The sequence below is a fragment of the Microbacterium proteolyticum genome (assembly GCF_029639405.1).
In the GTDB taxonomy this organism is placed as follows: domain Bacteria; phylum Actinomycetota; class Actinomycetes; order Actinomycetales; family Microbacteriaceae; genus Microbacterium.
The window spans coordinates 2,849,151-2,861,011 of sequence record NZ_CP121274.1; the positions used below are offsets into that span (position 1 = coordinate 2,849,151).

Here is an 11,861-nt window from a genome sequence, read left to right on the forward strand (position 1 = left end):
CAGAAACGCGCTGCCCCCGTGTTTATGCGCGCGAATCGCGTTTATGCGTGTTCTGGGGGTGTGCGGCGCCGCCGCCCGCGAACGCGACGACGCGACCCGCGAGGAGAGCGGGCCGCGCCGGAACACGTCGATGGACGTCAGGACGAGCGGGCGATCCGGGCGAGGACGCCGTGCACGAACGAGCCGGAGTCGTCGGTGGAGAACTCCTTCGCGAGCTCGACGGCCTCGTCGATCGCGACCGCGGTGGGCACGTCGTCGTTGTAGAGGATCTCCCACGCGCCGATGCGCAGCAGGGCGCGGTCGACGGCGGGCATGCGCTGCAGCGACCAGTCCTTCGCGAACGTGGTGATCTGCTCGTCGATCGCGTCACGGTTGTCGATGACGCCGTCCACGATGTCGCGGGCGTACAGCCACGACGCCTGGCGGTCGGGCTCGGACGCCGCGCGCTTGGCTTCGACGGCGAGCATCACGGGCAGCTCTTCGCCGCGGACGTCGGCCTGGAACAGGATGTCGAGGGCGCGCTTGCGCGCCTTTGTGCGAGCGCTCAAGGTCAGCTGATGCGGCCGAGGTACTCGCCGGTGCGAGTGTCGACCTTGATCTTCGTGCCGGTCTCGAGGAACAGCGGAACCTGCATCTCGTAGCCGGTCTCGACGGTGGCGGGCTTGGTGCCGGCCGACGAGCGGTCGCCCTGCAGGCCCGGCTCGGTGTAGGTGACCTCGAGCACGACGGACGGCGGGAGCTCGATGTAGAGCGGGTTGCCGTTGTTCAGCGCGATCTGCACCTGCTGGTTCTCGAGCAGGAAGTTGGCGGCGTCGCCGACCGTGGCGGCGCCCACCGTGATCTGGTCGTAGTCGGCGACGTCCATGAACACGAAGCCTTCGCCGTCGTTGTACAGGTACGTGAAGTCGCGGCGGTCGACGTTCTCGATGTCGATCTTGGCGCCGGCGTTGAACGTCTTGTCGACGACCTTGCCCGACATGACGTTCTTCATCTTCGTGCGGACGAACGCGCCGCCCTTGCCGGGCTTGACGTGCTGGAACTCCACGATGCTCCAGAGCTGACCGTCGATGTTCAGGACGACGCCGTTCTTGATGTCTGCGGTGGATGCCATGAGCTTCGATGTTCCGTTTCGTGAGTCGGTGGGGCGTCGCGTCGGCGCTCGCCCAGCGATCCAGTCTACGCGATGGGTCGCTCAGCCGTCGGCGCGGCCGCTGATGACGTCGACGAGGAGGTCGACGGCGCGCGCGTATCCGGGCACGCCCTCGCCGATCACGTGGACGGCGGCGACGTCTTCGATGTACGAGAAGTGCCGGAAGCTCTCGCGCTCGTGGATGTTCGAGATGTGCACTTCGGCCACGGGAAGAGCCACGGATGCCAGGGCGTCGCGCAACGCGATCGAGGTGTGCGTGAGTCCCCCGGCGTTGATCACGATGCCGGCGCAGTCGAGGCGGGCGGCGTGGATCGCATCGATCAGCACCCCCTCGTGGTTGCTCTGGATCGCGCGGACCTCGAGACCGTGGCGCTCGGCCGCGTCGGCCGTCACGCGCTCGACGTCGGCGAGGGTGTCGTGCCCGTAGATCTCGGGCTGGCGGGTTCCCAGCAGGTTGAGGTTGGGGCCGTTGACGAGGAGGAGGCGGCGCGGCGTGCTCATCCGAGGCACGCTATCAGCGTCCCCGCTGCGCGGTCAGACGCACCGGTGCTGTGCCCGCCGCGAACCCGGCGTAGTCGCCGATGCGCTCGACGAACTCCAGGAACACCTCGCCGATGGTGCGCGTGTAGAAGTGCAGGTATTCCCCGGCGGAATCCCGGTCGTAGCCGAGGTGCAGGTCGCGCAGCTCGTCGACGAAAGCATCCGCGAGGTCGAACCGGGCGGCGATGTCGTCGTAGTAGTTGGCGGGCATCTCCAGCGGCCGGAACCCGCGGGTGCGCGCGGCGCGGGCGAGCGCGCGGACGTCGGTGCACCGGAAGGCGGCGTGCTGGGGAAGGACAGTGGGGCCGTCGCCTCCCCGCTCGGCCAGGATCGGGGGCGCGACGTTCAGCGGGATGCGGATCGCCCCGTTCGGCGCCGTGAGCACACGGCTCTCGACCAGCCCCTGAGGGCCGGGGACGTCGGTGCGGCTGTCGAGAGACAGGGCGAATCCGGCGGTGTAGAACAGCGTCGACTCCTCCACCACCTGCCACGGCTGCGTGAGGCTGATGTGGTCGACGGCGAGCACGGGACTCTCGCGCGGCGGCTCGCCGTGCTCGAATTCCCGCACCCACGCGGGGTCGCCCTCGTCCGCCGCCTGCGCCCAATAGATCTCGGTGCCGTCGGGGGCGACTGCGCCGTCCAGGCGCTCTTCGCTGGCGTAGGTGCGCCGGTAGGCGCGCGGCACCCGCAGGTCGTGCATGCGCAGGTCGACGGCTTCGGCGTCGTCCACTTCGAAACCGATCGCGGCGAGACGGGGCGCCTGGCCGCGCGCGTGCTGTTCGTTGAGGATCACGCGCGCCTCCCCCGCGGTCCAGAGCGTCACGGGCTTCGTGCGGTGCCGCCCGCGCGGGGTGAAGCCGAGCTGCGCCAGCAGCTCTTCGACGGAGGACGTGTCCTCTGCGGTGATCTCGACGAAGTCGACGTCGGAGGGTGCGGCCGAGTCGGGCAGCATCGCGATGTCGGGGCGGGACACCGTGGCATCCGGTGCGTACCGCGCGACCGCGTCCTCCAGCCACCGCAGCGACCGGCGGGCATGCAGCGCAGTGCGGCGGGGATCGGTCTGCCGGAACGTGTCGTTGAAGACCTCGAGCGACCACGGGCCGGTGTACCCGGCGGCGACGATGCGCGCGGTGAAGTCCACGAGGTCGAAACCGCCCTCACCGGGGAAGAGCCGGTGGTGCCGGCTCCACGACAGCACGTCCATCGAGAGGAGCGGCGCGTCGGCGAGCTGCACGAAGAAGATGCGGTCTCCGGGGATATCGGCGATCGCGGCGGGATCGTGTCCGCGCGAGAGCATGTGGAACGAGTCGAGGCAGATGCCCACGGCGGGGTGGTCGGCGAGCTCGACGATCCGCCACGCGCGGCGGTAGTCGTCGACGTAGCGTCCCCACGCGAGGGCTTCGAAGGCGATCCGAATGCCGTAGCCCTCCGCCAGCTCGCCGAGTCGCCGCAGCTGGCTCGCCGACACCGCGTCGTCGTCGACGGTCGCGGTGGCGACGTTGCTGCAGCACAGGACCAGGTCCATGCCGAGGCGCCGCATGAGGCGGAACTTCGCCTCCGCGCGCCGCAGCACGGCCGCGAAGGCCTCTTCGTCGACTCCCTCGACGTCGCGCATCGGCTGGTAGAGGTCGAGGCTGAGCCCGAGTCGTGCGGCGAGGGCCGCGATCTCCTCGGGGCTCTCGGGGGCGGCCAGCAGGTCCGGTTCGAAGATCTCGACGCCGTCGAATCCCGCGGCGGCGCAGGCGTGGAGCTTGTCGGCGAGAGTGCCGCTGACGCACACGGTCGCGATCGAGGTCTTCATGTGCGCCGAATGTACCAGCCAGTACATAGCCCGTCCACTAGTCTGGGCCGATGCCCGAGGTCCGCCGCGACGCCGAGCGCACCCGCGCCGAGCTCCTCGCCGTCGCGACCGAGGTCTTCGCCGAAGACGGCTACTCCGGCGCCCGAGTCGACGAGATCGCCGCGCGCACCCGCACGACCAAGCGGATGATCTACTACTACTTCGGTGGCAAGGAAGGGCTGTATCGCGCCGTCCTCGAAGAGGCCTACCGCGGAATCCGCGAAGCCGAGCGCGGCATCGATGTCGATCACGCCGACCCCGTTCAGGCGGTGCGCGCGCTCGCCGAGGTCACGTTCGACCATCACGTGCAGCACGACGCGTTCATCCGTCTCGTCGCGATCGAGAACATCCACCGCGGCGATTTCATCCGGCAGATCGACGGACTGCGCGAGGCCTCGAAGCCCGCGAAGGACGTGCTCGACGAGATCCTCCAGCGAGGTCGTGCCGCCGGGCTCTTCCGCGACGACGTCGAGGCGATCGACGTGCACCTGGTGATCAGTGCGTACTGCGTGTTCCAGGTCGCCAATCGGTACACGTTCGGGCACCTCTTCGACGTCGACATGGCCGAGGCCGGGCGTCGCGCCCACCTGCGGTCCGTCATCGGCGACGTCGTCGTCGGGTGGCTCACCTCCCCCGCCGCCTGAAGCCTCGGCATCCACGCATCTGTTGACAGGCGCCGTTCGTCGTGCTTTTCTGTGAACGTACCGGTTAGTACATTCGGCGGTTGCCGAGAACGACCGGGGTCCGGAAACAAAGGAGTACCGTGATCGACTCGCACCCCTACCTCGTGGGCCTCATCGGCGCGGGTGTCCTGCCCTCGCTGACCCCGCCGATGCACATGGCCGAGGCGCGGTCCCTCGGGCTGACCTACGTCTACCGGCCGCTGGACCTCCCCACCCTCGGCATCGACCCCGAGCGCATCGGCGACGTGCTCGCCTGGGCGGAGCGGCTGGGTTACGACGCCGTCAACGTCACGCACCCCTGCAAGCAAAGCGTGCTCGCCCACCTCGATCGCATCGATCCCGTGGCCGCCGCGCTCGGCGCGGTCAATACCGTGCTATTCACCCCCGCCGGCCGCGTCGGCTACAACACCGACACGACCGGTTTCGCCGCCGCGTTCGCCGAGGGCCTGCCGGATGCCGCGACCGATCGGGTCGTCCAGCTCGGCGCCGGTGGGGCCGGCTCGGCCGTCGCGGACGCGCTGCTGCGCTCGGGTACGGCCCACCTCACCGTCGTCGACCTCGACGCGCAGCGCGCGGGTGCCCTCGTCGGCGACCTCGCGGCCCGGCATCCCTCCGCCGTCGTCGCCGCCGCCGCGCCGGTCGATCTCGCCGCGGTCCTCGGCCGCGCGGACGGTCTCGTGCACTGCACCCCGGTCGGCATGGCGGAGCACCCCGGACTCCCCCTGGATGCCGACCTCCTGCGACCCGACCTCTGGGTCGCCGACATCGTCTACCGGCCGCTCGACACCGAGCTGCTGATCGCGGCGCGCGAACGCGGCTGCCGCACCCTGAGTGGCGGACGCATGGCGGTACACCAGGCCGTCGACGCCTTCGCCCTCATCACGGGGACGCGACCCGACCCCGACCGCATGTCCGCGCACTTCCTCGACCTCGTCGCCGCCGGCGACGTCCTCGCCCGCTAAGGAGCATCCGTTCATGACCACCACCGCAACGACGCGGAAGACTCCCGTGAAGGCCGCAGCCGCGAGCTTCATGGGCAGCGCCGTGGAGTACTACGACTTCTTCCTGTTCGGCTCGGCGGCCGCGCTGATCTTCCCCACGGTGTTCTTCCCGTCGGGCGACCAGGCGGCCCTGGTGATGTCGTTCGCGACCTTCGGTTTCGCGTACGTCGCGCGCCCGGTCGGCGCCGTCATCCTCGGCCACTACGGCGATCGGATCGGTCGGCAGAAGGTGCTGATGTTCACCCTTCTGCTGATGGGTCTGTCGACCTTCATCATCGGATGCCTTCCCGGCTTCGCCCAGATCGGGTGGTTCGCGCCGGCGCTCCTCGTCATCTGCCGCCTGATGCAGGGTCTCTCGGCGGCCGGTGAGCAGGCCGGAGCCTCCTCGCTCACCCTTGAGCACGCTCCCGAGAACCGTCGTTCGTTCTTCACCTCGTGGACGCTCACGGGCACGCAGGGCGGCCAGATCCTTGCCGCGCTCATCTTCATCCCCGTCGTGGCCTTGCCGGACGAGATCAAGTTCAGCTGGGGCTGGCGCGTGCCGTTCTGGCTCAGCGCGCTCGTCGTGATCGTGGCGTTCTTCATCCGTCGGAGCCTCCACGAGACCCCCGAGTTCGAGCAGGCGAAGGCGACCGGTCAGATCGCCCGGATGCCGCTCATCCCCCTGCTGCGCGACCACTGGCGCGACGTGATCCGCGTGATCTGCTGCGCGTTCATCGCCGCCGTCTCGACCGTGTTCGGCACGCTCGCCATCGCGTACGGCAAGGCGCAGGGACTCGACGCGAGCGTCACCCTGTGGCTCGTGGTCGTGGCCAACATCGTGGCCCTCGGCACCCAGCCCCTCTTCGGGCGTCTCGCCGACCGCATCGGACGCAAGCCCGTGTTCATCTACGGCGCCCTGTCGTCGGCGGTCTTCATGCCCTTCTACATCCTGTCGATGGGCAAGGGGAACGACCTGATCACCTTCGGTCTGGCGATCCTGACCTTCTCGTTCGGGTACGCCGCCGCGAACGCGGTCTGGCCCTCGTTCTACGGCGAGATGTTCAGCACCCGGGTGCGGTTCTCCGGCATGGCGATCGGCACGCAGCTCGGCTTCCTCATGGCCGGATTCGCGCCCAGCATCGTCGCGGCCCTCGGCGGCAGCGGCGAGAACGGCTGGATCGTCATCAGCGTCTTCACCGCGGTGATCGCGGTCATCGCGTCGGTGAGCGCGCTCACCGCCCGCGAGACGAAGGACGTCCCCACGGCGCGCCTGGGCCAGGCCGCCGAGGAACGCGTCCCCGCGACCGTCTGATCCCGCAACGCCGGAACGGCCCCGTCTCCCGAGGGAGGCGGGGCCGTTCCGGTGTCCGCGGGCCTACGCCCCGACCTCCTGGTACGCCGCGAACAGCAGCGACTCGTCGGGGGCCTGCAGCACGGTCGGGCGGGCGAGGTCGTCGAGCACGATGAAGCGCAGCATGCTGCCGCGGGTCTTCTTGTCGCGCTGCATCGTGGCCTTGAGCGTCTGGAACGCCCCGGCGCGGTAGGTCGTCGGCAGTCCGAGGGACTCGAGGACCGTCCGGTGGCGCTGGGCCACGTCGTCGGACAGGCGTCCCGCCAGGCGCGACAGCTCGGCGGCGAACACCATGCCGACCGAGATCGCGGCGCCGTGGCGCCAGCGGTACCGTTCGGCGTGCTCGATGGCGTGACCGAGGGTGTGACCGTAGTTCAGGACTTCGCGCAGGCCCGCCTCGCGCAGGTCCTCCCCCACGACGCGCGCCTTCATGTCGATCGCGAGCTCGATGCAGCGGCGGAACGCGTCGCCCCGCGGGTCGACGATCCCCGACGGGTCGGCCTCGATGAGGTCGAGGATCTCCGGATGCCAGATGAACCCGGCCTTCACGACCTCGGCGAAGCCCGCGGTGGCCTCGTTCTTCGAGAGGGTCTCGAGCAGGTCGAGATCGCAGACGACGGCGTGAGGAGGCCAGAACGCGCCCACGAGGTTCTTGCCCTCGGCGGTGTTGACGCCCGTCTTGCCGCCCACGGCGGCGTCGACCATCGCGAGGACCGTCGTCGGCACCTGCACCACCGCGACGCCCCGCAGCCACGTCGCAGCGACGAAACCGGCGAGGTCGGTGACCGATCCGCCGCCGAAACCGATGACGGCATCCGTGCGCGTGAAGTCGGCCTGTCCCATGACCTGCCAGCAGAAGGCGGCGACCTCGATGCGCTTGCCCGCCTCGGCATCGGGGATCTCGGCGAGCAGCACCTGTCGGTCGCCCACGAGCTGTGCGCGCAGCGCCTCGGCCTGAGCCGCGAGCGTCGGCGGGTGCACGATCAAGACCTTCTGCGCGGCCGCGGGGAGCTTCTCACCGAGCGTGGCCAGCAGGCCGCGTCCGATCGTGATGTCGTAGCCCGGGTCGCCGGCGACGGTGATGGTCGTGGTGTCGGTCATGGGGTCTCCTGGGCCGGGACGGGGCGCGCCCAGGCCACGATGTCGTCGACCACGCGGGCCAGCGGGCCCGAGGACGTGTCGAAAGCGATGTCGGCGGCCGCCTCGTAGATCGGTCGCCGTTCTTCGTAGATTCGGAGCCAGCGCTCCGCCGGATCCTCGCCGCCCAGCAGGGGGCGTTCGTCTCCGTGGATCCGGGATGCCACGACGTGCGGCGCCACGGTCAGCAGCACCACGCGATGCTGCGTCAGGCGCTCGCGCGTGACCGGGTCGAGCACCGCTCCCCCGCCGAGCGCGACGACACCGCCCCGCTCGAGCGCCTCGGCGACGGCATCCCGTTCCACCGCGCGGAAGTGCGCCTCGCCGTGGGCGAGGAAGAGATCGCGGATCGGGCCGTGGTCGCGCACGACGATCTTGTCGGTGTCGCTGAACGTCTCACCGAGGGCACGCGCGACGCGCCGCCCGACGCTCGTCTTGCCCGCCCCCATCGGTCCGATGAGCACGAGCGCGCCGCGGCCCGCCTCAGCCGAGGTCATGCGCGAGCAACGCCGCGTCGGAGGCGTCGGTGGTGCGCAGCGTCTCGGGCAGGTGCGCGAGGTACGCCTCGAGGTTGCGGCGGGTCTCGGCGACGTTGTCGCCGCCGAACTTCTCCAGGACCGCGTCGGCCAGCGTGACCGCGACCATCGCTTCGGCCACGACACCCGCGGCAGGGACCGCGCACACGTCGGAGCGCTGGTGGTGCGCGGCGGCCGTGTCGCCCGTGGCGACGTCGACGGTCCGGAGCGCGTGCGGAATCGTGGCGATGGGCTTCATGCCCGCGCGCACCCGCAGCACGGTGCCGGTCGACATGCCGCCCTCGGTGCCGCCCGCGCGGTCGGAGGAACGGGTGATGCCGTCTCCGGTCGCGAACAGCTCGTCGTGCGCCTGCGAGCCGCGGCGGGTCGTGGTGAGGAAGCCGTCGCCGACCTCGACCCCCTTGATCGCCTGGATGCTCATCAGGGCCTGGGCGAGCTTGGCATCCAGTCGACGATCCCACTGCACGTGCGAGCCGAGCCCCGGCGGCAGGCCGTACGCGAGCACCTCGACGATACCGCCGAGCGTGTCGCCGGCCTTCTTCGCGTCGTCGACCTCGGCGACCATCGCGGCGGAGGTCTCGGGGTCGAAGCAGCGCAGCGGATCGGCGTCGAGGAGGTCGACGTCGTCGGGCGTCGGCAGCGCCGCACCCTCGGGCACGCGCACCGGGCCGATGGAGAGCGTGTGGCTGACGAGTCGGATGCCGAGCTCGCCGAGGAACGCGCGCGCGACGGCGCCGAGCGCGACGCGGGCCGCGGTCTCGCGGGCGGACGCGCGCTCGAGGATCGGTCGCGCCTCGTCGAAGCCGTACTTCTGCATGCCGACGAGGTCGGCGTGACCCGGGCGGGGACGCGTGAGCGCCGCACCGCGACCGCGCGAACGGTCGGACAGCTCGACCGGCTCGGGGCTCATGACCTCGACCCACTTCGGCCACTCGGTGTTGCCGATGCGCAGCGCGATGGGGCTGCCGATCGTGAAACCGTGCACGATGCCGGTCGACAGCGTGAGCTCGTCCTCCTCGAACTTCATGCGCGAGCCGCGGCCATAGCCGAGCTTGCGCCGGGCCAGGTCCGCGCGGATCTGCGCGGGAGAGATCGGGACGCCGGCCGGCATCCCCTCCATGAGGGCGACCAGTTCGGGACCGTGGGATTCCCCGGCCGTGAGCACGCGAAGCATGCCCCTATCCTCCCACGAGCGCGACACGCATCGCGGCGAGCACGGCGTCCTCGCGCTCGAGCGGGACCGCGGGGTCCCCGCCCACGAACACCCGCACCTGCAGCAGGGCCTGGTGCAGCAGCATCGGCAGGCCGTTGATCGCCGCGTTCCCCGCCGCGAGCCACTGCTCGGCGAGCGACGTCGGCCAGTTCCCGTACACGACGTCGACGAGCAGCCCGCCGTTCTCGGCGTAGGGACGGATGCCGGCACCGGCATCCACTCCCCCGGGCAGCGCCCCGATCGTGACGGCGACCGGGTCCGGCGTGCCGGGGGCGTCGAAAGCGGACGGGACGACCTCGACGCCCACGGACGCCCCGAGTGCGCGCAACGGCTCCACGGCCTCCGGGCGCCGGGCCACGACCTCGACGCCCGGAGCGCCGAGTTCGGCCAGCGACAGCACGGCGGAGGTCGCGGTCGCACCCGCGCCGAGGATCCGCGCGGCCCGGGGCCGGGTGACGCCGGCCTCCCGCAGCGCGCGCGCCAGTCCCCCGACGTCGGTGTTGAAGCCGCGTGGCCCGTCGTCGGTCAGCAGGTAGGTGTTCACCGCGCCTGTGCGCAGCGCCGCGTCGTCGAGCGATGCCGCCGACGTCGCCGCGACGTTCTTCAGCGGCATCGTCAGCGACAGGCCCCGCCAGGTGGCATCCAGGTTCTCCAGCGCCGCGGGGAACCCCGCCTCGGTGACGCGCTGACGCCCGTACTCCCACGGCAGACCCAGCTCGCGGTACGCCGCCGCGTGCAGCGCCGGCGACCGCGAGTGGTCGATCGGATCTCCCCAGACGGCGAGCCGGGCCGGGGTCAGCATCCGCCGTCGGGGTTCGCGCGGCACCAATCCTGGAACTGCTGCACGGCCGTGAGCTGGTCGGCGTAGGTCGTCGAGAACACCGTCTCGCCGGTCTCCAGGTTCACGGTGGTGAAGTAGTACCACGTGCCGTCCACGGGATGCATGGCCGCGTCGATCGCGAGATCGCCGGGGTTGGAGATCGGCCCGATCGGCAGTCCGGGATGGACGTAGGTGTTCCACGGGTTGTCGCTCGTGAGCGCGTTCTCGGTCGACGACGAGCTGCCCGCGCCGATCTCGCCGACTCCGTACTGCGCCGTCGAGTCCATCTGCAGGAGGCCGTGGGTCTCGTCGTTGTCGGGCTGCAGACGGTTCTCGATCACGCGCGAGACCTTGTAGAAGTCGTCGGAGTTGCGCGCTTCGCGTTCGATGATCGACGCGATGATGAGGATGCGCTCCCGGTCGGCCTCGGGAACCCCTGCCTGATCCAGGGACTGCACCGTGCGCTGCACCATCCTCTGGATGATCTCGGTCGCCGTGACCCCCTCATCGAAGTCGTAGGTCGCGGGGAAGATCCACCCTTCGAGCGTCGAGGCCGGCACGCCGTACTGCGACGGGTCGGCCGTCGCCGCCTCGAAGTCCGCCCGCGGCATGCCCAGCTGCTCGGACATCGCATCGAGCGACTGCTCGAGTGTCAGCCCCTCCCGGAGCTGCACGCTGAGGTTCAGACGGTTCGCGGGATCGCCCAGTGCCGCGAGCACGGCCGCGGACGACATCTGCTGCTGCAGCTCGTACACCCCCGGCTGGAACGTGAACGCAACGGCGTTCTTCACCATGTACTGGTAGAGCGAGTCCGACTGCTTCGTGATGCCGGCCTCGAACAGCTTGGGAGAGACGGACTCGCCGGTGTCGCCGGAGGCGATCGTGACCCGCGCTTCGCCGGTGGCCATCCCCTCGGCGTAGTCCGTGGGTTCACCGGTGCCGAGGAACTCGCGGACGCGATCGCCGTAGGTGTTCCACACCACGACGCCGCCGCCGACGAGTCCTCCGAGGATGACGAGCACCACGGTCAGGGCGATCCATCCGCCCACGCGGCGACGTCGCTTCGGGGGGCGGGTGGCGCCGCGCACCTCGTCGGTGTGGGCGCGGCCGGAGAACAGGTCCTCGAGCGAACCGGATGCCGCGGGTCGCGGGGTCTCGGTCGCGCCGACCGCCGCGCCGCCGGCGCCGACGAGGACGGGCTCGCGGTCGCGCGACGATTCGGGCTCGGGCTGCGGGGTCCGCCGCGGGCCCGCGGGACGCGAGTCCTCCCCGCGGGGCGCCGGTGTCAGTCGGGGCTCGTCGAGCCGCTGCGGCTCCGTCGCCGACGGGGAGTCGCGCGCGGGCCGGGGCCCGGGTGTCGTGTCGGCGGACGGCCGCGCGGCGGGGACAGCGGTCGTGTCGTCGGCCGCGGGGGCGGCGGGCGTCGGACCGGTCTGCGTCCGGCGGGCCTCGCGCGCGGCGCGGCGGGAGGCCGGCGCGGGGGCGTCGGGCGTCGATGCGCCGGCATCTCCTCCGTCGCGCGGGGCGGCGCCTGTCGCGCCCGTACGGGGGTCGGGCAGACGTCCGTACAGCTCTGCGAGAGGATCGGTCGGGTCGTTTTCGGGCATG

The 11,861-nt window shown here is 71.0% G+C and carries 12 protein-coding genes; 3 read left to right on the top strand and 9 right to left on the bottom strand.

The features are described from left to right. Positions 1 to 137: 137 nt before the first annotated feature. The 4 genes from nusB to P8R59_RS14285 form a co-directional block, all read right to left on the bottom strand. Entirely contained in the window at positions 138 to 548 is a 411-nt protein-coding gene (gene nusB, locus P8R59_RS14270) for a transcription antitermination factor NusB (protein WP_278101601.1), read from the bottom strand. A 2-nt stretch (positions 549 to 550) separates the two neighbouring features. Next, positions 551 to 1,111 (bottom strand): elongation factor P, encoded by a 561-nt coding sequence (efp, locus tag P8R59_RS14275; protein ID WP_076490500.1) that lies wholly within the window; start codon positions 1,109 to 1,111, stop codon positions 551 to 553. 81 nt (positions 1,112 to 1,192) lie between these two features. Then, complete coding sequence (locus P8R59_RS14280) at positions 1,193 to 1,651, bottom strand: type II 3-dehydroquinate dehydratase (protein WP_278101602.1); 459 nt, start codon at positions 1,649 to 1,651, stop codon at positions 1,193 to 1,195. Between the two features lie 13 nt (positions 1,652 to 1,664). Further along, a complete protein-coding gene (locus P8R59_RS14285; protein ID WP_278101603.1) occupies positions 1,665 to 3,491 on the bottom strand; it encodes a sugar phosphate isomerase/epimerase and 4-hydroxyphenylpyruvate domain-containing protein in 1,827 nt (608 codons plus the stop codon). Positions 3,492 to 3,541: 50 nt separating this feature from the next. Between P8R59_RS14285 and P8R59_RS14290 the strand changes: the two genes are divergently transcribed. The 3 genes from P8R59_RS14290 (at position 3,542) to P8R59_RS14300 (ending at position 6,508) form a co-directional block, all read left to right on the top strand. Then, a complete protein-coding gene (locus tag P8R59_RS14290; RefSeq protein ID WP_278101604.1) occupies positions 3,542 to 4,174 on the top strand; it encodes a TetR/AcrR family transcriptional regulator in 633 nt (210 codons plus the stop codon). Between the two features lie 119 nt (positions 4,175 to 4,293). Next, positions 4,294 to 5,175, top strand: a complete 882-nt coding sequence (locus P8R59_RS14295) for a shikimate dehydrogenase (RefSeq protein ID WP_278101605.1) — start codon at positions 4,294 to 4,296, stop codon at positions 5,173 to 5,175. A 13-nt stretch (positions 5,176 to 5,188) separates the two neighbouring features. Then, positions 5,189 to 6,508: an MFS transporter gene (locus P8R59_RS14300; RefSeq protein ID WP_278101606.1), complete on the top strand. Its 1,320-nt coding sequence runs from the start codon at positions 5,189 to 5,191 to the stop codon at positions 6,506 to 6,508. A gap of 63 nt (positions 6,509 to 6,571) precedes the next feature. On the opposite strand, the gene aroB is transcribed toward P8R59_RS14300, so the two are convergent. Genes aroB through mltG form a run of 5 tightly spaced genes read right to left on the bottom strand, consistent with a single transcriptional unit; the run spans position 6,572 to position 11,860 of the window. Beyond that, positions 6,572 to 7,648: a 3-dehydroquinate synthase gene (aroB, locus tag P8R59_RS14305; protein ID WP_278101607.1), complete on the bottom strand. Its 1,077-nt coding sequence runs from the start codon at positions 7,646 to 7,648 to the stop codon at positions 6,572 to 6,574. Beyond that, positions 7,645 to 8,181, bottom strand: coding sequence for a shikimate kinase (locus tag P8R59_RS14310; RefSeq protein ID WP_278101608.1), 537 nt, complete (start codon positions 8,179 to 8,181; stop codon positions 7,645 to 7,647). The genes aroB and P8R59_RS14310 overlap by 4 nt, the downstream gene beginning before the upstream one ends. Next, positions 8,168 to 9,394: a chorismate synthase gene (gene aroC, locus P8R59_RS14315; protein ID WP_278101609.1), complete on the bottom strand. Its 1,227-nt coding sequence runs from the start codon at positions 9,392 to 9,394 to the stop codon at positions 8,168 to 8,170. Before aroC ends, P8R59_RS14310 begins: the two co-directional genes overlap by 14 nt. 4 nt (positions 9,395 to 9,398) lie before the next feature. Beyond that, entirely contained in the window at positions 9,399 to 10,235 is an 837-nt protein-coding gene (locus tag P8R59_RS14320; RefSeq protein WP_278101610.1) for a shikimate dehydrogenase family protein, read from the bottom strand. Further along, a complete protein-coding gene (gene mltG / locus P8R59_RS14325; protein ID WP_278101611.1) occupies positions 10,229 to 11,860 on the bottom strand; it encodes an endolytic transglycosylase MltG in 1,632 nt (543 codons plus the stop codon). Before mltG ends, P8R59_RS14320 begins: the two co-directional genes overlap by 7 nt. Between the last annotated feature and the right edge of the window lies 1 nt (position 11,861).